Annotated in this window: 22 protein-coding genes and 2 pseudogenes; 17 read left to right on the forward strand and 7 right to left on the reverse strand. The window is 63.4% G+C overall.

What is annotated here, in order from left to right:
- Nucleotides 1–66: 66 nt before the first annotated feature.
- On the reverse strand, nucleotides 67–633 hold the full coding sequence (locus G7076_RS10965; RefSeq protein WP_166202793.1) for an HNH endonuclease: 567 nt from the start codon (nucleotides 631–633) through the stop codon (nucleotides 67–69).
- Between the two features lie 174 nt (nucleotides 634–807).
- Between G7076_RS10965 and gluQRS the strand changes: the two genes are divergently transcribed.
- The 9 genes and pseudogenes from gluQRS (at nucleotide 808) to G7076_RS11010 (ending at nucleotide 7,076) form a co-directional block, all read left to right on the forward strand.
- A complete protein-coding gene (gene gluQRS / locus G7076_RS10970) occupies nucleotides 808–1,656 on the forward strand; it encodes a tRNA glutamyl-Q(34) synthetase GluQRS (RefSeq protein WP_346774092.1) in 849 nt (282 codons plus the stop codon).
- A gap of 10 nt (nucleotides 1,657–1,666) precedes the next feature.
- Nucleotides 1,667–1,870, forward strand: coding sequence for an HIG1 domain-containing protein (locus G7076_RS10975; protein WP_166202795.1), 204 nt, complete (start codon nucleotides 1,667–1,669; stop codon nucleotides 1,868–1,870).
- Nucleotides 1,871–1,873: 3 nt separating this feature from the next.
- Nucleotides 1,874–2,437 (forward strand): cob(I)yrinic acid a,c-diamide adenosyltransferase, encoded by a 564-nt coding sequence (locus G7076_RS10980; RefSeq protein WP_166203608.1) that lies wholly within the window; start codon nucleotides 1,874–1,876, stop codon nucleotides 2,435–2,437.
- Between the two features lie 8 nt (nucleotides 2,438–2,445).
- Nucleotides 2,446–3,651 carry an ergothioneine biosynthesis protein EgtB gene (gene egtB / locus G7076_RS10985; protein WP_166203610.1) on the forward strand — a complete coding sequence of 402 codons (1,206 nt, stop codon included), beginning with the start codon at nucleotides 2,446–2,448 and terminating at the stop codon, nucleotides 3,649–3,651.
- Nucleotides 3,635–4,593 (forward strand): annotated as a pseudogene (gene egtD / locus G7076_RS10990) (L-histidine N(alpha)-methyltransferase). The gene egtB and the pseudogene egtD overlap by 17 nt, the downstream one beginning before the upstream one ends.
- Before the next feature lie 35 nt (nucleotides 4,594–4,628).
- Entirely contained in the window at nucleotides 4,629–4,913 is a 285-nt protein-coding gene (locus tag G7076_RS10995) for a YggT family protein (RefSeq protein WP_166202797.1), read from the forward strand.
- Nucleotides 4,914–4,915: 2 nt separating this feature from the next.
- Nucleotides 4,916–5,800 (forward strand): bifunctional methylenetetrahydrofolate dehydrogenase/methenyltetrahydrofolate cyclohydrolase FolD, encoded by an 885-nt coding sequence (gene folD, locus G7076_RS11000; RefSeq protein WP_166202799.1) that lies wholly within the window; start codon nucleotides 4,916–4,918, stop codon nucleotides 5,798–5,800.
- Entirely contained in the window at nucleotides 5,797–6,444 is a 648-nt protein-coding gene (locus G7076_RS11005; protein ID WP_240913788.1) for a hypothetical protein, read from the forward strand. Before folD ends, G7076_RS11005 begins: the two co-directional genes overlap by 4 nt.
- Complete coding sequence (locus tag G7076_RS11010; RefSeq protein ID WP_166202801.1) at nucleotides 6,441–7,076, forward strand: MarC family protein; 636 nt, start codon at nucleotides 6,441–6,443, stop codon at nucleotides 7,074–7,076. Before G7076_RS11005 ends, G7076_RS11010 begins: the two co-directional genes overlap by 4 nt.
- Here the strand turns inward: G7076_RS11010 and G7076_RS11015 are convergent.
- Entirely contained in the window at nucleotides 7,073–8,875 is a 1,803-nt protein-coding gene (locus G7076_RS11015) for an AcrB/AcrD/AcrF family protein (RefSeq protein ID WP_166202803.1), read from the reverse strand. The two genes, G7076_RS11010 and G7076_RS11015, sit on opposite strands and share 4 nt — an antisense overlap.
- Here G7076_RS11015 and G7076_RS11020 point away from each other — a divergent pair.
- Together G7076_RS11020 and G7076_RS11025 are read left to right on the forward strand one after the other, a co-directional pair.
- Nucleotides 8,840–9,691 carry a class I SAM-dependent methyltransferase gene (locus G7076_RS11020; protein ID WP_166202805.1) on the forward strand — a complete coding sequence of 284 codons (852 nt, stop codon included), beginning with the start codon at nucleotides 8,840–8,842 and terminating at the stop codon, nucleotides 9,689–9,691. The two genes, G7076_RS11015 and G7076_RS11020, sit on opposite strands and share 36 nt — an antisense overlap.
- Complete coding sequence (locus G7076_RS11025) at nucleotides 9,688–10,113, forward strand: GtrA family protein (RefSeq protein ID WP_166202806.1); 426 nt, start codon at nucleotides 9,688–9,690, stop codon at nucleotides 10,111–10,113. The genes G7076_RS11020 and G7076_RS11025 overlap by 4 nt, the downstream gene beginning before the upstream one ends.
- On the opposite strand, the pseudogene G7076_RS11030 reads toward G7076_RS11025, so the two are convergent.
- Nucleotides 10,063–11,084: pseudogene (locus G7076_RS11030) on the reverse strand (glycosyltransferase family 2 protein). The gene G7076_RS11025 and the pseudogene G7076_RS11030 overlap by 51 nt on opposite strands.
- On the reverse strand, nucleotides 11,081–12,634 hold the full coding sequence (locus G7076_RS11035) for a hypothetical protein (RefSeq protein ID WP_166202808.1): 1,554 nt from the start codon (nucleotides 12,632–12,634) through the stop codon (nucleotides 11,081–11,083). The pseudogene G7076_RS11030 and the gene G7076_RS11035 overlap by 4 nt, the downstream one beginning before the upstream one ends.
- 186 nt (nucleotides 12,635–12,820) lie before the next feature.
- On the opposite strand from G7076_RS11035, the gene G7076_RS11040 reads away from it, so the two are divergent.
- Genes G7076_RS11040 through G7076_RS11055 form a run of 4 tightly spaced genes read left to right on the forward strand, consistent with a single transcriptional unit; the run spans nucleotide 12,821 to nucleotide 16,042 of the window.
- Complete coding sequence (locus tag G7076_RS11040; protein WP_166202811.1) at nucleotides 12,821–13,834, forward strand: glycosyltransferase family 2 protein; 1,014 nt, start codon at nucleotides 12,821–12,823, stop codon at nucleotides 13,832–13,834.
- Nucleotides 13,831–14,475, forward strand: a complete 645-nt coding sequence (locus G7076_RS11045) for a class I SAM-dependent methyltransferase (RefSeq protein WP_166202814.1) — start codon at nucleotides 13,831–13,833, stop codon at nucleotides 14,473–14,475. Before G7076_RS11040 ends, G7076_RS11045 begins: the two co-directional genes overlap by 4 nt.
- An 8-nt stretch (nucleotides 14,476–14,483) precedes the next feature.
- Nucleotides 14,484–14,864, forward strand: a complete 381-nt coding sequence (locus G7076_RS11050) for a hypothetical protein (protein ID WP_166202817.1) — start codon at nucleotides 14,484–14,486, stop codon at nucleotides 14,862–14,864.
- Nucleotides 14,825–16,042 (forward strand): hypothetical protein, encoded by a 1,218-nt coding sequence (locus G7076_RS11055; protein WP_166202820.1) that lies wholly within the window; start codon nucleotides 14,825–14,827, stop codon nucleotides 16,040–16,042. Before G7076_RS11050 ends, G7076_RS11055 begins: the two co-directional genes overlap by 40 nt.
- On the opposite strand, the gene G7076_RS11060 is transcribed toward G7076_RS11055, so the two are convergent.
- Complete coding sequence (locus G7076_RS11060) at nucleotides 16,019–17,236, reverse strand: argininosuccinate synthase (RefSeq protein ID WP_166202823.1); 1,218 nt, start codon at nucleotides 17,234–17,236, stop codon at nucleotides 16,019–16,021. The two genes, G7076_RS11055 and G7076_RS11060, sit on opposite strands and share 24 nt — an antisense overlap.
- A 129-nt stretch (nucleotides 17,237–17,365) precedes the next feature.
- On the opposite strand from G7076_RS11060, the gene G7076_RS11065 reads away from it, so the two are divergent.
- The gene (locus tag G7076_RS11065) at nucleotides 17,366–17,986 is read left to right on the forward strand and encodes an EF-hand domain-containing protein (RefSeq protein ID WP_166203614.1); all 621 of its coding nucleotides are present in this window, start codon (nucleotides 17,366–17,368) and stop codon (nucleotides 17,984–17,986) included.
- Nucleotides 17,987–18,088: 102 nt separating this feature from the next.
- The gene (locus G7076_RS11070; protein WP_240913789.1) at nucleotides 18,089–20,137 is read left to right on the forward strand and encodes a S46 family peptidase; all 2,049 of its coding nucleotides are present in this window, start codon (nucleotides 18,089–18,091) and stop codon (nucleotides 20,135–20,137) included.
- A 9-nt stretch (nucleotides 20,138–20,146) separates the two neighbouring features.
- Here the strand turns inward: G7076_RS11070 and G7076_RS11075 are convergent, their stop codons facing one another.
- Nucleotides 20,147–21,370: a cyclopropane-fatty-acyl-phospholipid synthase family protein gene (locus G7076_RS11075; protein WP_166202826.1), complete on the reverse strand. Its 1,224-nt coding sequence runs from the start codon at nucleotides 21,368–21,370 to the stop codon at nucleotides 20,147–20,149.
- Between the two features lie 58 nt (nucleotides 21,371–21,428).
- Nucleotides 21,429–22,598 (reverse strand): 23S rRNA (adenine(2503)-C(2))-methyltransferase RlmN, encoded by a 1,170-nt coding sequence (rlmN, locus tag G7076_RS11080; RefSeq protein ID WP_240913790.1) that lies wholly within the window; start codon nucleotides 22,596–22,598, stop codon nucleotides 21,429–21,431.
- Between the last annotated feature and the right edge of the window lie 20 nt (nucleotides 22,599–22,618).

Consider the following 22,618-nt stretch of genomic DNA (forward strand, 5'->3'; position numbering starts at 1 on the left):
GCCGACCTTCATCGTCTCTCGCCCAAGCCGGAAATCGCTCTGCAATTTCCGTCTTGCACTCGGCGATTACGGATCCAGCTCCACATCCCAGTAGAGATAGTCGCGCCAGCTCGAATGCAGGTAGTTGGGCGGAAAGCTCTTGCCGTGATCTTGAAGTTGCCAGCTCGTCGGGCGGATCGGCTCGCGATGGATCTGCATGCCGGCCTGGCGTGGGGTCCGACCGCCTTTCTTGAGATTGCACGGCGCGCAGGCGGTCGCGACATTCTCCCACGTCGTCCGGCCACCCTGGGCGCGCGGAACGACATGGTCGAAGGTCAATTCCTTCGGCGAGGCGCAATAGACGCAGCGGAAGCGGTCGCGGAGGAACAGGTTGAACCGCGTGAAGGCCGGATATTCATTCGGCCGAACGAACTGCCGGAGAGCGATGACGGAAGGGAGCTTCAGCGCCTGGCTTGGGCTGTGCACCTCCCGGTCGTAATGGGCGACGACGTCGACCCGCTCAAGGAACATCGCCTTGACCGCCGTCTGCCACGGCCACAGGCTCAAAGGATAATAGCTCAGCGGAGTATAATCGGCGTTGAGCACCAGTGCGGGGCAACTGTCCGGGTGGCGGAGGAGATCGGTGTGGTACACGCGCGCAAAGCTCCTGTTCGGTCATGGTCCGAACTGAAACTCCCCGGCCCCGTCGCACGCAAGGAGGAGAGGCCATGTCCGGCCGTCTTCCCTTGTCCTCTCGCGGATGCCAACCCGCGGTGACAGAATCATGAATCATTCGGCGAATCATCGTCAAGAGTCGAAATTGCCACAGTGAGTATATCACGCTTCGCTCCGTCCCCGTCCGGTCGCCTTCACCTCGGCCATGCCTATTCGGCCGTGATCGGCCATGACTCTGCCAGCAAAAACGGCGGGAAATGGCTGCTTCGGATCGAGGATCTCGACCCCGGGCGCTGCCGTCCGGAGTTCGTCGGCGGCATCCTCGAAGACCTCGATTGGCTTGGGCTCCGCTTCGATGGCGAACCGATCGTCCAGTCCCGACGCACGCACCTCTACGCCGATGCGCTGGAGCGGTTGCGAGATCAGGGGCTGGTCTATCCTTGCTTCTGCACGCGGGCGGACATTGCGGAGTCGCTGACCGCCCCGCACGGTGATGCTGGCGCGGCTTACCCCGGGACCTGCCGTGGCTTGCCCGACGATCCCGAGCGCAGGGCATCGACGCCGCACAGCTGGAGGCTCGACAGTGCCAAGGCGCTGTCCTTCGCAAGCCTGCCATCATGGGTCGAAGCCGACGGCGTGCGCTTCCAGTCGCGCGAAAGCGACTTCGGCGACGCGATCCTGGCGCGGAAGGACGCGCCCTCGTCTTACCACCTCGCCTGCGTGATTGACGATGCCGATTGCCGAGTCGACTTCGTCGTTCGCGGCGAGGACCTGAGGCCGTCCACCCCGACCCAGAGGCTGCTGCAGATCCTGCTGGGACTGCCCCAGCCGACCTACCTCCACCACCCGCTGGTCCTCCACGCGGATGGACGGCGCCTTGCCAAGCGCGACCTCGCGCCGACGCTCGCGGCAATGCGCGGTTCCGGCGTGGATGGACTCGAACTTTCCGGCCAGCTGAAAGCCGGACTCCTGCCCCTAGGATTCGCCTTCTCGAACCCCTAGATATGTGGACATGAACGTCCTCCTAATCATCGCGTTGATCGCTGCCATGGGCGCGACCGCTTACGTTCTCGTCCGTGGCGTGATGGCCATGGCTTCCGGCAAGGACATCTCCGGGCAACAACAGCAAAACTACATGCAGAAGCGGGTGCTTTACCAGGGCATCGCGATCGTCATCGTGGTCCTGCTTCTGGTGCTGGCCGGAGGCAGGGGCTAGTCCCTGGTCAAGCTCAACAAAATCTATACGCGGACCGGCGATGACGGCCATGCCGGGCTGGTCGACGGCAGCCGCGTCAGCAAAGCCGGGCTGCGAATGGTTGCCATCGGCGAGGTCGACGAGGCGAACAGCACGATCGGCGTCGCCATCGCTTCGCTGGGCAACGGGGAACTCGGCCGCGACCTCCGGCTGATCCAAAACGAACTGTTCGATCTCGGCGCCGACCTCGCAACGCCAGGCGACATCGAAGGCGCTCTTCGAATCCTGCCTGACCAGGTCGAGCGGCTGGAACGCCAGATCGATGAGATAAACGCCGGTCTTGCGCCCCTCACCAGCTTCATCCTGCCTGGCGGTTCCATGGCAGCCGCGAGCCTTTACCTTGCGCGGGCGGTCGTCCGCCGGTCCGAGCGCGCGGCGGTTGCGCTGAACGAGTCCGAGCCGGTCAACCCGCACGCCATCGCCTATCTCAATCGGCTGTCGGACCATTTGTTCGTTTCCGCGCGTTGGATCGCGGCATCGGACGGAGGGGACGTGCTGTGGCAACCCGGCGCCACCAGGAACAGATAGCCGATCCGTTGCTGTCGCGCCTGCGCGCGACACGGCGGCTGACGCTCGATCTCGCCTCACCTTTGAGCGACGCGGACGCGACGATACAGCCGCATCCCGACGCCAGCCCGGCGAAATGGCATCTCGCCCACACAACCTGGTTCTTGGAGACCTTCGTTCTGCGCGACCATGTTGCGGGATATCGACTGCATGACGAGCGCTGGCCGTTCCTGTTCAACAGCTATTACAATGGCGAAGGCGAGCGCCACGCCCGGCCGCGGCGCGGAATGATCAGCCGCCCGAGCCTGGACGAAGTGCGGGACTGGCGGGCTGCGGTGGATGCCGCGCTGGAAGAGGCACTGCCGAACTTGCCCGAAGAGGCTTTGGCGCTGATCGAACTGGGTATCCGGCACGAGCAACAGCATCAGGAATTGTTCCTGACCGACATACTGGCGACATTTGCCGAAAACCCGCTGGAGCCGGCCTACGGCCAGCTCGATCCGGCACCCTGCCACGCCGCGGAGCCGCTGCAATACCATCGCGGTCGCGAAGGCCTGGCCGAGATTGGCGCGGCACCCGGCGGGACTTTTGCTTACGATTGTGAAACCCCGCGCCACCAAGTCCTGCTCCACCCGCACGCCATCGCCCAGCGCTGCGTCACCAATGGAGAATGGCAGCAGTTTATCGCCGACGGCGGCTACGACAATCCGCTGCTCTGGCTGAGCGAGGGATGGGACTGGCGGGAAACCGAACGGATCGCGCGCCCTTTGTACTGGGCGGACGACAACCAGTCGTCATTCACCTTAGCTGGGCGCCGCGACCTCGACCGCGCCGCTCCGGTCGGCCATGTCAGCTATTACGAAGCCGACGCTTTCGCCCGCTGGGCGGGAGCGCGGCTTCCGACCGAAGCGGAATGGGAGGACTTCTTTTCTTCCGCCGATCCGATGCTCGGCCACCAGCTCGATCGCGCCGGCGCCGTTCTTCCGAAGCCTGGCGGCGGCCCATTCGGCGATGTCTGGCAATGGACGGGATCTGCCTATCTTGCCTATCCGGGATTCAAGCCGGCGGAAGGAACGGTCGGCGAATATAATGGCAAGTTCATGTGCGGTCAGTTCGTTCTGAAGGGCGCAAGTTGCGCCACGCCCCGTGGCCACAGCCGGGCAAGCTACCGCAATTTCTTTCCGCCTTCGGCACGCTGGCAATTCACGGGAGTTCGGCTTGCAAGAGACAATTGAACGAGCCGATCCGGCATTTCGAGCCGATGTTCTGAACGGCCTTGCCGAACCCATACCGTCGATCCCAGCGCGCTGGCTTTACGACCGGCGCGGAAGCGAGCTGTTCGACGATATTACCCGGCTGGAATCCTATTATCCGACGCGAACCGAGACGGCCTTGCTTCAATCGATCATGCCCGAGGTGGCTGGGCTGACCGGTACTGGCGGGGCCGTGGTCGAGTTCGGGGCTGGATCGCAGACCAAGACGCCTTTGCTGCTCAAGGCCGTCCGCCCGGGGCTTATGTGCCGATCGACATCAGTGGCGAATATCTGAAAGACAGCGCGGCAACGGTCGACGCCGACCATGAGCGGATCGACGTCTTTCCGGTGGTCGGCGATTTCACCAAGGAAGTATCGCTTCCGGTCGAGATCGACGGCCTTGCCCGCCTCGGCTTCTTTCCCGGGTCGACAATCGGCAATTTTGTGCCGCGGAGCGCGACGGACCTGCTTCGTCACTTTCGCGACATCCTGGGCACAGGCTCGAAACTGCTGATCGGGATGGACCGGATCAAACCGGTCGAGCGGCTGGTGGCGGCCTATGACGATCCCGAAGGCGTGACGGCCGAGTTCAACCTCAACCTGCTTCGGCGGATCAACCGCGAACTGGATGCCGGCATTCCAATCGATGCCTTCGTCCATGAAGCCCGCTGGAACGACATGCTTTCCCGGGTCGAGATGCACTTGCGCGCGGTTCGCGATGTGGCATTCACCATCGACGGGCGGCGCTTCGACTTTGCCGAGGGCGAGACGATCCATACCGAGAACAGCCACAAATACGGGCCGCGCGGTGCGCGCATGCTGCTTCTAGCTGGTGGCTGGACGCCATTGCAGGAATGGGTCGCCCCGAACGACGATTTCGCGGTCATCCTTGCCGAGGCACAGCGCAATCGTTTCGCACCGTGATTGATGCGCGGCGACGAGGCGGCTAATCCTACGCCATGCTGACCGTAATCCAGATCGTCCTTTTCCTTTTGAACGTGCTTGGCTGGCTGGTCATCGCGGCCGCGATCCTTAGCCTGCTGTTCGCTTTCAATGTCCTCAACCATTCGAACAGCGGCCTGCGCTCAATCTACGACAGCCTCGACCGCCTGCTCGAGCCGCTTTACCGGCCGTTCCGGAAAATCCTGCCGGTGACCGGCGGAGTCGACTGGTCGCCCTTCCTGCTGCTGGTGACGATCGGAATCCTGAGGATCATCCTCACCAACGTCGCTTATTCGGTCTGACCGTGACCGCCAGCCGGATTGATGGAAAGGCCGCGGCGGCGGCACTTCGTGCGCGGGTCGCCGACGGGGTCGCAGCTTTTCGCGAGACGGTCGGCCGCGCGCCTGGGCTTGCAGTCGTGCTTGTCGGCGAGGACCCGGCGAGCAGCGTCTATGTCCGTTCCAAGGGGAAGGCGACGAACGAAGCCGGAATGAAGTCGATCGAGCACCGTCTACCGGACAGCGTGAGCGAGGCCGACCTGCTGGCGCTGGTCGACGCGCTCAACCGCGATCCCAATGTCGACGGAATCCTGGTCCAGCTTCCGCTTCCCAACCAGATCGACGAGCGCAAGGTCATCGCCGCAATCGATCCTCAAAAGGACGTCGACGGATTTCACGTCGAAAATGCCGGAAGACTTGCGGTGGGCGCCGAGGCGCTCGTGCCCTGCACGCCGCTCGGCTGCCTGCACCTGCTGAAAGCCGAGCTCGGCGACCTCACCGGGAAGGACGCCGTGGTCATCGGCCGCTCGAACATCGTCGGCAAGCCGATGGCGATGCTGCTGCTCGGTGAAAGCTGCACGGTCACCGTCGCCCATAGCCGGACGAAGGACCTGCCTGCGCTTTGCCGCCGCGCCGACATCCTCGTCGCCGCCGTCGGCCGTCCGGAGATGATCAGGGGCGACTGGATCAAGCCGGGGGCCACAGTCATCGACGTTGGAATCAATCGCGTCGAAGGCGAAGAGGGCAAGAGCCGGCTGGTCGGGGACGTCGCTTACGACGAGGCTGCCGAGGTTGCCGGTGCGATTACGCCTGTGCCGGGCGGGGTCGGGCCAATGACCATCGCCATGCTTTTGCGCAACACCCTGGTCGCGGCGCATCGCCGTGAGGGATTGGAGGAGCCGCGCCTGTGATCAGTTTTCTGTTAGCCGCCGTCCAGGCCGCCGCGCCCGTTCCGGCAACGGCCATTGACGCCGAGCGCGCCTTCGTCGCGGATGCCCAGAAGCTCGGTCAGTGGACCGCCTTCCGCAAATGGTCCGCTCCCGACGCCGTCACCTTCGCGCCTCAGCCGGTAAACGCCCACCAGGCGTTGGCGGACGCCAAGGATCCGCCACACGCGATCTACTGGTGGCCAGGCCGCAGCTATGTGTCTTGCGACGGTAAGCTTGCCGTGAATACCGGACCTTGGGTCAACGGTTTCGGTAAGCATGTCGGATATTTCACCACCGTTTGGATGAAACAGCCCGACGGCGGCTGGAAGTGGATCTATGACGGCGGGGACGAATTGAAGTTCGCCCGCGACGAAGGTGGCGACATCAAGCCGGTTATCGCGTCCTGTGGGGCAGCGCCGAAACCGCCCGTCATGCCTGCACGCCCGGCCGGTTTCCGCAATCCGCTAAAGACAGGCAACGGCCAAAGCGCGGACGGCACGTTGGTCTGGCAGTGGAATGTCGATGCGGCTGGGGCGCGCCATTTCGTCACCATGCTTTGGGACGGCAAGGCCTGGCAGCCGGTCATCGATGACCGGGTCGCGGCGCCGCCGCCCCCGCCCAGATGATCGAGCTGTTCACCAGCGCGTTTCTCACGTTGGCGGTAATCGTCGACCCACCGGGTTGCGCACCGATATTCGCCTCCCTGACGAGCGGAACGGATGCTGCCCATCGCCGAAGGATGGCGATCCGGTCGTGTCTCGTCGCCTGGTGCATCTTGATGTTCTTCGCCTTGTTCGGCGAAGCGCTGCTGACCCACATCGGGGTCTCGCTGAGCGCGTTCCGCCTGGCCGGCGGAATCATGCTGTTCATGATCGCGCTCGACATGGTTTTCGAGCGGCGCACCGAACGACGTGAGGAACGTGCCGAGGAGATCAAGGGCACGCCCGAAGCGGAGGACGTCAGCGTCTTCCCGATGGCAATTCCAATGATCGCAGGACCGGGCTCCATCGCATCGGTGATGCTCCTCAACGCTCGTGCCAACGGTCTCCAAGAGTCCGTCGTCGTCCTGGTCGCGATGACCCTCGTTATCCTGCTGACGCTTGCGGCATTGCTCGCGGCCGGGCCGCTGATGCGTTTTGTCGGCGCCAAGGTGGAAGCGATGATCACCCGGATCCTCGGCGTCATCCTCGCCGCGCTGGCGACCCAGTTCGTACTTGACGGGTTGGAGCGTTCGCTACCCGGACTTGCCGGGGCTTAATTTGCCCGAACGGGGGTTGAGCGCTTCACCCGCCACAGCTTGAGCGGTGAGCCCTTCGGCAGCGGGACTGGCTCGAGCCAGGCGGGAACCTCGCCCTCCTCCAGCTGGACGTAGAAGCCCCGGGGCGCTTCCGCCATGAACACGGTCGCCTGGCTCATCATCGGGCAGGTTAGAACGTAATCGGCGCGATATTTGTCGGCCAGCACGCGCGCTTCGTCCGCGCTTCCCCGGAAGAACTTCATCGTGTCGACGATCTGTTCTCCGTTGCGGTGATAGGGGCCCATGATCGCGCGATGATGGGTGACGGTGATCAGGCGCGGCGAAAGATCGCCGAACGTGAACATTGTCGCCGCTGGGATCTTGGCAATGGGCCGCATCGCGGCGAGCGAGGGGCAGCGGTTATTCGCCTTGGCGATCGCCTTCTGCCGCTCGTTCTTCACGGGGTCCGGAGCGACACTATCAAGGAAGAGGGGCACCAGTCCGCCAAGAGCGAGGAGGACAAGCGCGGTCGTCCCCAACGTCCGAACCAGCATGAAGCGCGAATTGTAAAGCATGGGCGCGAGAACCACGACCAGAGCGACCGCGCCGGGGATCGCCAGCATCTGCGCCGCCGGGCCAGTCCTGGTCTGCCAGAACAGAAGCGCGGCTGCCGCGAGTGCGAGAATCGCAGCGCAAAGGATGCGGGCCAGGCGGGCCGGATCCTTGCGCGATGCCCAGCCGAGGATCGCCCAGCCGATCAATCCTGTAACCGGCAGCGCGATTATGGTCACCGCGGTCTTCCACGGATGGCGATAGAATGGCCGCGCCTCGCGTACATGGCTGAGCCAAAGCTTATAGACTTCGTCGCTGACTCCCTCGAGCCGCGAAAGGCAATGCGGCCAGGCGATTGCGTGGAATCCAGCGATGGCCGCACCCGCCAGCGCTGCCGAGCCGAGTCGCATCTTCCAGCTTCCCGGCGACCACCAGGCTAGCGCCAGCAGCAGCGCTCCGCCGAGTAGCGCATCACTTAGCCAAACCGGCGACAGCGCGTCGCAGACCGCGAGACGGTTGGCCTCGGACGCGAAAAGCAGGAAGCCGAATGCCGTGCCGCCCGACAGGCTGACGGCGTAAGCGGCGAGGCGTCGCCGTTCTTCGCGGTCTGCGACCCAGCGGAGAACCGTCCCGACACCGGCAAGCGCGAGATAGATCATGGCCTCTAGCCCGATCGCCAGCGACAGAGCCGAAGCGAGCCCAAGCGTTGCGCCGCCGCGCGCCCGCCTTGGATCGGCGATTCCAGCCACGCCGACGGCAAGCAGTGCGAGTTGCCAGCCGTGATGGTCAATCCGCGTCGGTACGAACTGCGCAACGGTGGAGCCCGCGAAAAAGAGGCAGATGAGCGCCAAGGGCCATGCCGAAGGATGAATCAGCCGGCGAACCGTCAGGGAAAGCGCCGTCACAAGCACGGCTAGGGGGATCATCGGCGCGACTGCGATGGCGAAGATCTCGGCGTCCGGGCCGGATAGGAACAGGCGTCCAAGCAAGATGAGCCCGGCCAGCGGCAGGTCGACGAAGCGGCTCCAGTGGATGTTGGCGCCGTACGGCCAGTTCAGCTTGTATTGGCGGAGGTCGTACCAGCCCTGCCCGTCGTTGAGCCATGCGCGGACCTGGCTGATCCGCATGTTATCGTCGGTGTCGGTTAGGACGAAACCCTGGATGTTTGCCCAGCGGGAATAGAGAAGCCATGCGCACAGCAGGACGTAGAACAGCGCGAGCAGGCTCTTCCAATGCCGGTCCAGCAACTCGACGAAGCGTTGTTCCACGTGGGCATCCTTGCACAAACTTCCGTTTCGCGCTCTAGCGTCGAGGGACCGAAGGGCAAGGCGCGTGGCATGAGCGAGCACGAATATAACGAAGATTTCTATTCTTATATCGACGCCGGCTCGCGGCGTTCGGCACGCGCGGTCGCGGCGATCCTGAAAAATGAAATGAAAATCGACAGCCTGCTCGATGTCGGCGCGGGCCATGGCGCGTGGGCGGCGGAATGGCTTGCGGCCGGAGTTACGGACGTGCTGGCCGTCGACGGCAATTATGTGAAACGCGACCAGCTGGCGATTCCCGCCAAGGCCTTCAAGGCCCACGACCTGGGAACGCCGCTAGACCTGAAAAAGAAGTTCGACCTGGTTCAGACGCTGGAAGTCGCCGAGCATCTGCCAGGCGACAAGGCCGACCTGTTCGTGAAAAATCTCGTCGCGCACGGCGACGTCATTCTCTTTTCCGCCGCGGTGCCGCATCAGGGCGGCGAGCATCATGTGAATGAGCAGCCGCCCGAATATTGGCGGGAGAAACTCAAGGCGCACGGTTATGCCGTGTTCGATTTTATCCGTCCACGCCTCGTGGACAATTCGGATGTCATGCCCTGGTACCGTTTCAACACCTATCTCTACGCGAATGCGGCGGGCCAGAAGCGGCTGTCGAAGGCGATCCTCGATTCCCGCGTGCCGAACGACCGCAAGCTTGAGATTGGAGGCGACCTGAAATGGGCACTTCGGAGGGCGGCGGTAAGACTGATCCCTGCCGCGCTTGTCAAGTCGATCGCCATGGCCAAGGCGCGGGTCGAGGCGGCGGCGCGGCGGTGATCCAGCGATTCAAGGGCGCGGCCGCCGATCCGGCCGCGCGCGCGGCATTCTGGCAATTGGTGCGTTACGGCACCGTCGGGGTGCTGATCACCACCGGCGGACAGGCCATTTACTATGTGCTCGCCGAAACGCGCACCACCAGCCCGCTTGTCGCCATCGCCGTCGCCTGGATCGTTGGCGTCATCGTCGGCTATTTCGCCCACGGCTGGATCAGCTTCGCTGGGCACGGCAGCCGCGACGATCATCGCGGAATGTCGACACGGTTCGTCGCGGTGAACGTGATCGGATACCTGCTGAACAGCTTTTGGGTCTGGCTGCTGGTCGAACGCCTCGGCGGCCCGACCTGGTGGCCGATCGCACCGAACGTCATTCTAACGCCGCTGATGACCTTCTGGCTGCACCGCCATTGGACCTTCCGCTGAGGCGATGAGTCCCAGCGGGCTAGCGGCGCCGGCCTCGGCGGCGTCGCGCCCGGCGATATCCTGCACGATGTAGAGCGGGCGCTGCTTGGCCTGGCTGTACAGACGGCCGATATATTCGCCCATCAGGCCGAGCACGAACATCTGCACCGCGCCAATCACCACCACCACAAGCATCAGCGAGGTCCAGCCCTGGATGGTCTTACCGGTCGCCCAGGACATGGCGATATAGGCGATGAGGATGATGGAGCCGACGGCGAGCGCAAGGCCGAGATGGCTGGCCAGTTTCAAGGGCGCTGAGGAAAAACCGGTCAGCGCATCGAGCGCAAAGCGGATCATCTTCGACAGGGGATATTTGGTAACCCCGGCAAAGCGCTCGTCGCGCTTGTAGGGCAGCGGCACTTGCCTGAAGCCGATCCAGGCGACCATTCCGCGAATGAAGCGCGCCTGCTCCGGCATTGCCAGCAAGGCGTTGAGCGAGCGCCGGCTCATCAGCCGGAAATCGCCGGTGTCGACCGGAATGTCGACGTCGGTCGCCCGCGCCAGCAAGCGGTAGAAAGCCGCGGCGGTCGCACGCTTGAAATGCGTTTCGCCGGCGCGGCTCTGGCGAAGGCCATAGACCACGTCGGCCTGCTCTCGCTCCATCGTCGCGAGCATTTCCGGCAACAATTCGGGGGATCCTGCAGATCGGCGTCGATGATCAGGATTTTTTGGCCGCGGCACAGGTCAAGCCCCGCTGTCAGAGCCAGCTGGTGGCCGTGGTTTCGCGACAGGTTGACCGCGACCAGGTGCGGATCGCGCGTGCACAAGTCCTGCATCATCGGCCACGTGCGGTCTTTCGAGCCATCGTTGACCAGCACCAGCTCATAATCCTCGCCCGCCGTAGCGCGCGCGACTTTTGTCAGTCGTTCATGAAGGGCCGCCAGGCATTCCTGCTCGTTGTAGCAGGGGACGACGATGGAAAGCGCGGTCATTGGCCGTCTTTGCCGCGCAAACGGTCGTTTGCGAAGAGGCTACTGCCATCGCCGCTCCAGACCAAGTGGTAGCCGGCGAGCGATTTCGGGTCATATGGTGGCACGTCGACGAGCCAGACAAAGTCGAACGCGCGGCGAGGAATTGCCCGCATCACTTGATCGACAGGCGCCGAACGTCGTTCGCGGCATGTCGCGCTGCTTACCATTTGCGACGGGTCGGCCCGGAACCATCCGGCTTCGGGGAAACGCACCCGGAGCAGATTGGCGCCCTCGACCGCCCATTGTTCGTTTGAAAAGGCATGCCTGCGGACGATCGCCATTGCCCCAAGATGCGATTGTCGAAACAGGGGCCACGGGTTCGTACAAGGCTGCCCGACGAGGAACACGAGCGGCGCGCCCTTCGGCACAGATTCGAGCGCTTCCATTTGCCTTTCCTGGCGGTCACCGCCGATAGCCAGACTGACCGCTGTGACCGAGAATTTCGCGACTGCCAGCGCGGTGGCAATTCCCGCGAGCACAAGAGAGAAATCGCGTGGGGGCTCACCCTTCGCGCGAACTGCCAGAAGGAGGATCGCGAGGGCGTACGGGGCCAGCCGCATGTCCGCATAGGCCGAGCCGAACACCATCCAGGGGAGAACCAAGAACGTCAGCAACAAGACGAAGGCGGAGAAGGCGAGGTTTCGCGACAGTACGAACCAGCGAGAGCACAGTGCTGCGAGGCCGGTTAGCCCTATCAGCGTGAGGATCGAGGTATCGATGAGCTGCCACCTGTCGCGAAGAGACCAGAGCAGCCACAGGCCCTTCAGATCCCATTGAAACCAGCCCCTGGTAGGCGCGCCGCTGACTTCGCTGCGCCAGGCCAGCATGAGCAAGACCGGTCCGGCGAGGATGACGGCATGAAGCGCGGCCTTGAGCCCCGCCTTCCACCAGCTCGTCCCCTTGTCGTGCTGCCGAACGGCCTCGGCGGAAAAGCAAAGCAGGCCGAGCGCACCCCAGCCGAAAGTGTGGCAAATGAAGATCACGAAGCTGATTGGTACGAAGACGATCGCTCGCAGCCGCGTTTTCCCGAGGCGGGCCAGGCGTAGCCAGAGGCCGAACGCGAGCAGCGCAAGCGCCATCGACAAGGTGAAATTGAGGAAGCCGAACAGGAAAGGATGCGAGAATGCGAACGGCAGGGCCAGCGCGGCCGTCGGCGGCAAACGGTGATGCACCTCGCGCGCGACCCAAAGGAAGCCCGCGACGGTCATTGGCGGGATCGCCATCGCGATCAGCTTCACCGCCAGTTCCAGGCCGAACAGTTTGGCGAGCGGGACGATCAATAGATCGACGCCGAGATTGCCGATCAATTGCCAACGGAAATCGAAGTAGCGCTGGAGATCCGGCGAATGGGCAAGGTCAAGCTCTACGCGGTAGCGGCCCATGTGCCCGAGCAGGTCGACCAAAGGCGGCACTTTGGGATAGAGGAGCGGGACGAACGCCAGCGCGATCAGCGCCGCGACATACCAACGCGTCTCCCACCAAGGGCGTTGCTCGCTCGGCGCCACGCTCACCTAATACCCCCGTTCCCGCCCTCTCGACCGACGAGCGCTCTAGTCCCGCATCGCTTGGCGGCGCAATGGCCGCCTTGCCCCTCAGCAGTTTTCGTTAACCTTCTTCGCTTACCCCCGGAGACATGTCGAGCGAACCGGTTGCCGGTGCTGGTCCGTTTTGTCATGTATGTAGCACGGGGGGTAAGGATGGCGGGCTTCAGGCTTTCAGATGACGGCGGGAAGCGATCCCATACGCCAATCCTGATGTACGGGGTCTTGGCCTTCTGCGTCGGGCTGTTCATGTACCTGGCCGGCGTTCTTCTGGTGTTTCCGCGCTACTTGCTGGGCCTTCATGAAATTTTGGATCCGGTCGCCGCCTGGCTGGTCTGGTATTCCGGCGTGCCGATCGTCGCCGGCATCTTCCTGGCGCTGACCGACCTGCTTTATTTCTTCAGCCGCAAGAAGCCCGATCTGCCGGTACGCTATTCGCCGGTCATCCGGCAGCGCGTGACCGTCGCCTTGACCGCATATAACGACGAGGATTCCATCGCCGACGCTGTCGACGACTTCCTGAATCATCCGATGGTCGAACGGGTCATCGTCGTCAGCAACAACAGCAGCGACCATACGTTCGAGCGCGCAGAAGCGGCGGGTGCCCTCACTTTCAACGAGATGCTTCCCGGCTACGGTCGCTGCGTATTTCGCTGTCTCAGCGAAGCGGCAAAGTTCGAGGACACGGATTATGTCGTGCTTTGCGAAGGCGACCGGACATTTCGCGCCTACGACATCGAAAAGCTGATCGCCTACGCGCCCCATGCCGATATCGTGAACGGCACCCGGACCGTCGAGCCGCTTCGCCAGTACCAGACCCAGCTTTCGACCTTCATGTATTACGGCAATCTGTTTGTCGGTAAGCTGCTCGAGTTCAAGCATCTCGGCCGCGGCACGATCACGGACGTCGGGACGACCTACAAACTATGCCGACGCGACGCGCTTCTGCGGCTTTTGCCCAAGCTGAACCCGGCCGTGAATCTCGAATTCAATGCCCATTTCCTGGATACGGCGCTGGCCTATGAATATTTGCTTCTGGAATGCCCGATCACCTTCCATCCGCGGGTGGGGCTGTCCAAGGGCGGAAACATTAACAACTGGCGCGGTTTCACTGTGGGAACGCGCATGATCGCCGGCCTCGTATTCGGCTGGCAGAAGCAGGCTGCATGAGTAAGGCCGGCTATCATGAATCGCGGCTGGTTCATGACAGGAAACGGGACGTCGTCTGGAAAGCGTTGTGGCGATACTATTTTTCGAAGCGGATCCGGCCTGACGACTGCGTGCTCGATCTCGGCTGCGGCTACGGCGAGTTTATTAACAACGTCCGGGCGCGCCGGAGGATTGCCGTCGACAGTTGGGACGGCATGCCGGATCACCTTGACGACGGAGTGGAGCCGATTGTCGGTTCGGTCACCGACCTTTCCCGGATCGAGCATGGCGCCGTGGATTTTGCCTTCTCAAGCAACCTGTTCGAGCACCTCACCAGGGATGCGCTTGCCGAGTGCCTGAAGCAGTTGAAGCCCCGGCTCTCCTCGCGCGGGACCTTGACCACGCTGCAGCCCAACTACCGTTACTGCGCCAGCGAATATTTCGACGACTTCACCCATGTATCGGTCTGGTCGCATGTCAGCCTTCCCGATTTCCTGACGGCCAATGGCTATGACGTGCTCGAGGTGCGCCCCCGCTTCCTGCCGCTCACGGTGAAATCCCGGTTGCCGGTGTCGCCTACGCTGATCGGCGCCTACCTCGCCTCGCCGGTCAAGCCGCTTGGAAAACAGATGTTGATCGTTGCCCGGCCGCGCCGGTCCTGACGATGAGCATGTTCAAACGAATTGCGAGCCCGCTGGGGTTGGTATGGCTGGTCGCCCTCGCCTTCGTGGCCGTCCGTTTTTCCCGCTTCCTCGACAACGCCTGGTTCGCGGTCCGCTACCCCTACGAGATCGATTATGGCGAGGGCATCGTCTGGCAACAAGCAGACATGATCCTTTCCGGGACCGGTTACGGCGACATAACCCGCTTCCCGTTCATCGTCTTTCATTACCCGCCGATCTATCATCTGGCGGCGAGCGCCGCCGACCAGCTGTTCACAGGGGACTGGCTCTCCGCCGGCCGGCTGGTCGCGCTCCTGTCGACCCTGATGGGGCGGGACTATGCGCACGCTTGGCCCTGCTTTCGTCGGACCGAGAGGACGATCGCTTAGCCGGAGCAGTCCTGGCCTTCATCATGTTCCTGAGTGCCGGCCCGGTTGTCGTCTGGGGCGCTCTGGCCCGCGTCGACATGCTCGCCCTCGCCTTTTGTCTCGGGGGACTGGTCGCCGGCATACGGTCCATCGACAAGCCGCGGCTGATCGTTCTCGCAGCGCTGCTATTCGTGCTGGCCCTGTTCACCCGGCAGACCGCAATCTTCGCTCCAGCCGGATTGTTCGGGATAATGCTATTGGTCCGCCCGCGACTGGCCTTGACCGGGATCGGCTGGTCGATCCTGTTCGGGCTATCCGGACTTGGGCTGATGTCCGCCCTCACCGATGGAAGGTTCGTCGAACATATCTTCCTGTACAACGTGAATCGCTTCTCATTCGCGCACTTCCAGAAGGAAGTGGACCAGGGTTTGCTTGGTCAGCCGCAATATTGGGTTCTGACGGCCCTGTCCGCAGTCTTCCTGACTTGGGCGTTGTGGCGGAAACGGGCGGAGGCCAAGGGTCTCCCTGTCGCCACCTTCGCCACGATGGTCTGCCTGGCCTACCTCGCTTTTTCGCTGGTCAGCCTGATCCTGGTCGCCAAGCTGGGCTCCAACGTCAATTACTTCGTAGACTTGTGCGCCGCTGCGGCCATTCTTTCGGGAACTGCTGCGGCCCGGGTTTCTCGGCGGTTGCTGCCGGATAGCCGCCTCGGCAAATTTTTCGGTGCCGCAGTAGTCATTGCGGTGATGTGGTCGGCCATGTCGATCCCGGCCGCTTATGTGCAGCAGGCCCGTAAACGCCCCCCAATTGCCTCCCTCGACCGGCAGGTGCAGGAAATACGCGCAGCGTCGAAGCCCGTCCTTTCCGACGACATGGTGTTGATCCGCAAAGCCGGCAAGCAGGTGGTGTGGGAGCCGGCAATCTTCTCGGAATTGGCGTACGCCGGGATGTGGGACGAAAGACTCATCGTCGAGATGATAGATGACCGGGCTTTCGCTTTCATCCGGACGATCGGAACCAAAGGCATGCCCTTGTTCGACGCCCGTTACCGGCCCGCCGTCATCGACGCGATCGATCGCGCCTATCCTGTCACCGTGAAGCACGAATATTTCTTCGCCAATCACTACCCCGACGCGCAATCCACAGCTGCGGCGACCGGCAATGTTAAGCGGCGTTCAGCGGTCGCGGCGTCCGAGTAAGCGCAAGCGTAGCGCGTTCAATTTGATGAAGCCCTCCGCGTCGCGCTGGTCGTAGGCGCCGGCATCGTCCTCGAACGTCACGACCTTTTCGCTGTAGAGCGAGTTGGGCGACTTGCGGCCGGTGATGTGGACGCCGCCCTTGTAGAGCTTCATCCGGACGGTCCCGTCGACCTTGGCCTGGCTATGATCGATCGCCGCCTGCAGCATCTCGCGCTCGGGCGAGAACCAGAAGCCATTGTAAACCAGCTCGGCATAGCGGGGCATCAGCTCGTCCTTGAGGTGAGCGGCGCCGCGATCAAGTGTCAGCTGCTCGATCCCGCGGTGAGCGGCGTGGTAAATCGTCCCGCCCGGGGTTTCGTACATGCCCCGGCTCTTCATCCCGACGAAGCGGTTCTCGACCAAGTCGAGGCGGCCGATGCCGTGCTTCTTGCCCAAGTCATTGAGCTTCGCGAGCAACGTCGCCGGACTCATTGCCTCGCCATTCACTGCGACCCCGTCACCACCCTTGAAATCGATGGTGATTTCTTCCGGGGTGTCGGGCGCTGAGACGAGGTCGTCGGTCCGCGAATAGACGTAGTCGGGCACTTCTTCCCACGGATCCTCCAGCACCTTCCCCTCACTTGAGGTGTGGAGCAAATTGGCATCGGTCGAGAACGGGCTTTCGCCGCGCTTGTCTTTCGGCACGGGGATCTGGTTCTTCTCGGCGAAGTCGATCAGCGCGGTGCGGCTGTTCAAGTCCCATTCGCGCCACGGGGCGATGACCTTGATGTCCGGCGCGAGCGCATAATAGCCGAGCTCGAAGCGCACCTGGTCGTTGCCTTTGCCGGTCGCGCCGTGGCTGACGGCATCGGCGCCGACCTGGCGCGCAATCTCCACCTGCCGCTTGGCGATGAGCGGACGGGCAATCGAAGTGCCGAGTAGGTAAAGCCCTTCGTAAAGCGCGTTGGCGCGCATCATCGGGAAGACGTACTCGCCGACGAACTCCTCGCGCAGGTCGTCAATGAAGATATGCTCGGGGCGGACGCCCATCAGCTCCGCCTTGTGGCGCGCCGGGTCCAGTTCCTCGCCCTGGCCGAGGTCTGCGGTAAACGTCACCACCTCGCAGCCGTAAGTCTGCTGCAGCCATTTCAGGATGACGCTGGTGTCGAGGCCGCCCGAAAAGGCGAGCACGACTCGGCGAATGGGGTCGGTCACGCTAGGTCTCCAGTGAGGAATGGCCGGCTCCTATGGTCCAGCGGCAAGCTGCGCAAGCATGAGCCGTTCAACTGCCAGCAATCGGCGGCGGGTTAAGTTCGCGCGAAGGGATTGTGAGGAGGTCGGATTATGAAGGCTCTTATTCTTTCCGTCATGCTGGCCGGAACGGCCGGGGTCGCCTTGGCCCAGGCGCCGCAGACGGTACCGGCCCCAGCCCCTGCTACGCCGATGGCCGCATCGCCGATGATGCAGATGCCCCAGACTCGCGACGGCGTGGTGGCGATGGTCCGCGAGCATTTCACGCAGATGGACTCAAATCGCGACGGCTTTCTGACCCGCGACGAGATGCAGGCCATGCGCGGCGAGCGCCATGCCAAGCGCATGGCGATGCGCGGAAAGACCGCCGGCACTCCGGGAGCAGGCGCTTTCGAGCGGCTCGACACCAATCGCGACAACATGATCAGCCGCGAAGAATTCGACTCGATGCGAACGATGCGTCAGGCGCATCGGGGTGAACGCGCGGGCAAGCGCGGCCAGCATATGGCGATGCGCGGGCCCGGCATGATGATGCGCCGCGCCGACGCTGACAAGGACGGGCGGGTTACGCTCGCCGAGGCGCAGGCCGCGGCGGTTCGCCACTTCGACATGGTCGATGTGAATCACGATGGCCGGATCACGCCGGAAGAGCGTCAGCAGATGCGCCAGCAGCGGATGCAGCAACGCGCTGCGCGGGCGCCAAAGGCCGGCTGAACGCCTTTAACAGTTGCACGCGAAAGGGCCCGGCTTCCCCTTGTGCCGGGCCCTTTTTCGTGCAGGTTTAGCAGTGGCTGTTCGTTGCCTTGGAGTTGCCCTGTGTCCGTGCGCCGTATTCGTTCGTTTCTCTTTGCCGCCTGTCTTTCCCTCCCGCTCTCCGCCGCCAATGCCGATGAAGGCATGTGGACGTTCGACGCCTTCCCGGCAGCGAAGATGCAGTCCGATTACGGCTGGGCGCCCGACCAGGCGTGGCTCGACAAGGTCCGCGCTTCCGCGGTTCGCCTGACCGGCGGCTGCTCCGCCAGCTTCGTTTCAAGGCAGGCCCTGATCCTCACCAACCACCATTGTGTCGCGACCTGCGTCGAGCAAAACTCGACGGCTTCCAACAATATCCTGAAGGCCGGCTTCACAGCGCGTACGAAGGACGAGGAGTTGAAGTGCGCCGGCCAGCAGGCGGAGGTCGTCACGGCGATCGCCGACGTCACCCCGCGCGTGAAGGCGGCAATCGGCAGTGCCACCGGCGAGGCGGCGATCAAGGCCCGCGCGGCGATCATTTCGGAAATCGAGAAGGCCGGCTGCACCGACACGAGCAAGACGCGTTGCCAGGTCGTCTCGCTCTACGGCGGCGGCCAGTACAAGCTCTACATCTACCGCAAATATAGCGACGTCCGGCTGGTGTGGGCGCCCGAAGCGCAGGCTGCGCAGTTCGGCGGCGACCCCGACAACTTCAACTTCCCGCGCTATTCGATGGATGCGAGCTTCCTGCGGGCCTATGAGGACGGCAAGCCCGTCGCGACGCCTCAGCACCTGGAGTGGAACCCGCGCGGCCCGAAGGACGGCGAAGCGACGTTCGTCGTCGGCAATCCCGGCTCGACCCAGCGCATGTTCACCAGCGAGCAGCTGGCATTCCAGCGCGAGCTTGCGGTGCCGATCACGGTCACGACCTATTCGGAGCTGCGCGGAAGGTTGATCGCAGCGATGGCGTCCGATCCGGCCAAGGCGCGCGAGGCCGCCGAGACGCTCGGCGGGATCGAGAACAGCCTGAAGGTATATATCGGCCGCCAGAAAGCGCTCGGCGACCCGGTGTTCGTCGGCAAGCTCGCGGCAGCCGACGCTGAGCTGAAAGCGCGCAGCCAGGGCAACTCGGCGATCGGCAATCCGTGGGCCGACATCGCCTCGGCGATGAACGCCTACCGCGATTTCTATATCGCCGACCGCTTCTCGCTGCCGAGCGGAGACCTGTTCAACTATGCGATGACGCTGGTCCGGCTAGCGTCTGAGCGCGGCAAGCCCGCAGCCGAACGCCTGCCCGGCTATTCGGATTCGGCGATTCCGCTGGCAGAGAAGAGGCTGACCGACCCGCGGCCCATCTATCCCTGGCTCGACGCGCTGACGATGGAATGGTCGTTGTCGAAGGCGCGCGAATATCTCGGCGCGGACCATCCACAGACGAAAATCCTGCTCGGCAAGGAATCGCCCGAAGCGCTGGCGAAGCGGCTCGTTGCCGGGACGCAGCTTGCCGATCCCGCGGTACGTCGGGCGCTGCTCGACGGGGGCGCGAAAGCGATCGCGGCGTCGAAAGACCCGATGATCGTCTATGCCCGCTCGATCGACGCCAACGACCGAGCGCTCCAAAAACGTTACGACGAACTGGTCGACGCGCCACTGACCGCGGCCCAGGCCAAACTCGCCGACGCGCGCTTCGCCGCTTACGGAAGCTCGGCATATCCGGACGCGACCTTCACGCTACGGATCAGCTACGGAAAGGTCGCCGGCTGGACCGAGAACGGCCGCCAGGTTCCGACCCGCACGACGCTGGGCGGGACGTTCGACCGCGCGACGGGGTTCGAACCGTTCGACCTTCCGCCGGCCTTCGTTTCCAACAAGGCACGGATCGACAAGGAGGCGACCTACGATTTCGTCACTACCAACGACATCATCGGCGGCAATTCGGGCTCGCCCGTCATTGACCGCGCCGGCACGGTGATCGGCGCCGCCTTCGACGGCAACATCCACTCGCTTGGCGGGAATTACGGTTACGACGGGACGATCAACCGCACCGTCGTTGTATCCACCGACGCGGTCGAGGAAGCGCTGCGCAATATCTACCCGGCGCCCCACCTGCTGGCAGAGCTTCACGCCAGATAGGCTCAGCGTTCAGCCAAGGTCGCGGAGGCGGCGCTCTTCCTCGATCATGTAATCGCGCGTGATCGGAAGAGCGCTGCGCTCGCGGATATATTGCAGCTGGTAGTTGCAGCCCGAGCCGCTCTCGAAAAAGACGATCGCACCGGACAGGTAGAACTCCCACATCCGGCAAAAGCGCTCGTCGTAGAGCCTCACCATCTTCGGCCGCGCCGCGGTGAACCGCTTCAGCCATTCGCGTACGGTGAGCGCGTAGTGCAGGCGAAGCGTCTCGATATCGCTGGTGATTAGTCGCTGGCGGCCGCTTGCTGAGGTGATGTCGTTCAGCGACGGCAAGTAACCGCCGGGGAAAATATATTTGGCGACGAACGGATCCGACGACTTCCCGGCCTTGCCGAACTTGCCGATGGTGTGAAGCAGCATCACGCCATCGGGCTTCAGCAGCGAGCGGCACTTGGCGAAGAATTCGTCGAAATGGGCCAGGCCGACATGCTCGAACATGCCGACCGACACGATCCGGTCGAACGGCCCTTCGACATCGCGATAGTCGATCAGTTCGAACCGCACCCGATCCTCGACGCCGGCTTCCTTGGCGCGGCGGCGAGCAACCGCGAGCTGGTGCTCCGACAATGTGACTCCGGTGACGTCCACATCCGCGACGCGGTTAAGGTAAAGCGCCATTCCGCCCCAGCCGCAGCCGATGTCGAGCACCTTCTGGCCCGGCTTCAGCGCGAGCTTGGCGGCGATATGCGCCTTTTTGTCCAGCTGCGCCTGTTCGAGGCTGTTCGACGGATCCGTATAATAAGCGCAGCTATACTGCATGTCGGGGTCGAGAAAAGTCTCGTAGAGCTCGTCGCTTAGATCGTAATGATGGGCGACGTTGCGCCGCGACTCCTTGCGCCAGTTGCGCCGGAACAGCGCGCGAACCGGGTTCATCTTGCCCTTGTTGAGCTTGGCCCGCCCCTTGCCGCCGTCCTCCCAGCGGTTGGACCCGACGACCAGCTTCAGAAGGTCGAGGATCGTCCCGTTCTCGACCTCCAGCCGGCCGTCCATATACGCTTCGCCGACGGCGAGCCGGGGATTGCGGAGAATGGCGAGGGCAACTCGTCGATCCGCCATCCGCACCCTAAGCCCGTCGCCTTCGCCCGGACCGAACGACCGCTTGCCGCCGCCCGGTAGGATGAGAGTCAGCCTGCCGTTGCTGATGATTTTCTCGAGCAGGTTTTCGAGTAAAGCCATGGGCCGCCCCTCCGGTGATCGCGGCGGAGCTTAGCCTGCGGCGGCGCGCAAGCAAGCGTCAGGCGGCGTTGCGCTTCCTTCGTTCCGCGGCGGTCTTGAGCTGCCCGCAGGCAGCGTCGATGTCGCGGCCACGCGGAGTCCGCACCGGAGCGCTGATGCCGGATTCGAAGACGATGTTGCTGAACGCCCGGATTCGATCCGGGGTCGAGCATTCGTAGGGCGCCCCGCCCCACGGATTGAAGGGGATCAGGTTGACCTTGGCCGGAAGCTTGTAGGCCTTGAGCAGGCGCACCAGCTCGCGCGCGTCTTCGTCGCTGTCGTTCTTGTCCTTGAGCATCACATATTCGAAGGTGATGCGGCGGGCGTTGTTGGCGCCAGGATAAGCGGCGCAGGCCTCGAGCAATTGCTCGATCCCGTATTTGCGGTTCAATGGCACGATCTCGTCGCGGACTTCCTTCGTCACCGCGTGAAGCGAGACGGCCAGGTTCACCCCGATCTCTTCGCCGGCGCGCTCCATCATCGGAACGACGCCACTGGTCGACAGCGTGATGCGGCGCTTCGACAGGCCAAGCCCGTCGCCGTCCATGACGATCTTCAGGGCGTCGCGGACATTGTCGAAGTTGTAGAGTGGCTCTCCCATGCCCATCATGACGATGTTGGTCAGCATCCGTCCTTCCGGGCTAGACGGCCATTCGCCCAGCGCGTCGCGGGCGAGCATGACCTGGCCGACGATCTCCGCAGGCTCGAGGTTGCGGACCAGCGCCATCGTGCCGGTGTGGCAAAAGCGGCAGTTGAGGGTGCAGCCGACCTGGCTCGATACGCAAAGCGTGCCGCGGTCCGCATCCGGAATGAAGACCATCTCGAAATCGTGGCCGTCATGCGTCTTCAGCAGCCACTTGCGGGTGCCGTCGATTGAGACCTGCGCCTCGACCACATCCGGACGCGTGATCGCAAACCGCTCGGCAAGCCATGGCTTCTGCGCCTTGGCGATGTCGGTCATCGATTCGAAATCGGTCGCACCGCGGTTGTAGATCCAGTGCCAGATCTGCTTGGCGCGGAGCCTGGCCTGCTTCGGCTCGAGCCCTGCCGTTTCCAATACCCGTCGGATGTCGTCCCTGGGCAGGCCGACCAATTCGGTCCTGCCGTCGGCTCGCGGGCTAACCGCGCGCTTGACGGGCACGGGATCGACGGTGCCGGGAATCGGCATCAAGGCAGTATCGGCGCTCATGGATTGGCGCCCATGTAGTG

This window comes from Sphingomonas sp. HDW15A (assembly GCF_011301715.1).
In the GTDB taxonomy this organism is placed as follows: domain Bacteria; phylum Pseudomonadota; class Alphaproteobacteria; order Sphingomonadales; family Sphingomonadaceae; genus Sphingomicrobium.

Excerpts from the sequence above, each read along its gene's own strand:
- G7076_RS10975 (WP_166202795.1), top strand. The coding sequence starts at position 1,667 with ATGAACGTCCTCCTAATCATCGCGTTGATCGCTGCCATGGGCGCGACC.
- G7076_RS10995 (WP_166202797.1), top strand. The coding sequence starts at position 4,629 with ATGCTGACCGTAATCCAGATCGTCCTTTTCCTTTTGAACGTGCTTGGC.
- G7076_RS11010 (WP_166202801.1), top strand. The coding sequence starts at position 6,441 with ATGATCGAGCTGTTCACCAGCGCGTTTCTCACGTTGGCGGTAATCGTC.
- G7076_RS11020 (WP_166202805.1), top strand. The coding sequence starts at position 8,840 with ATGCCGGTCCAGCAACTCGACGAAGCGTTGTTCCACGTGGGCATCCTT.
- G7076_RS11040 (WP_166202811.1), top strand. The coding sequence starts at position 12,821 with ATGGCGGGCTTCAGGCTTTCAGATGACGGCGGGAAGCGATCCCATACG.
- G7076_RS11045 (WP_166202814.1), top strand. The coding sequence starts at position 13,831 with ATGAGTAAGGCCGGCTATCATGAATCGCGGCTGGTTCATGACAGGAAA.
- G7076_RS11050 (WP_166202817.1), top strand. The coding sequence starts at position 14,484 with ATGTTCAAACGAATTGCGAGCCCGCTGGGGTTGGTATGGCTGGTCGCC.
- G7076_RS11065 (WP_166203614.1), top strand. The coding sequence starts at position 17,366 with ATGAAGGCTCTTATTCTTTCCGTCATGCTGGCCGGAACGGCCGGGGTC.
- G7076_RS11075 (WP_166202826.1), bottom strand. The coding sequence starts at position 21,370 with ATGGCTTTACTCGAAAACCTGCTCGAGAAAATCATCAGCAACGGCAGG.
- rlmN (WP_240913790.1), bottom strand. The coding sequence starts at position 22,598 with ATGAGCGCCGATACTGCCTTGATGCCGATTCCCGGCACCGTCGATCCC.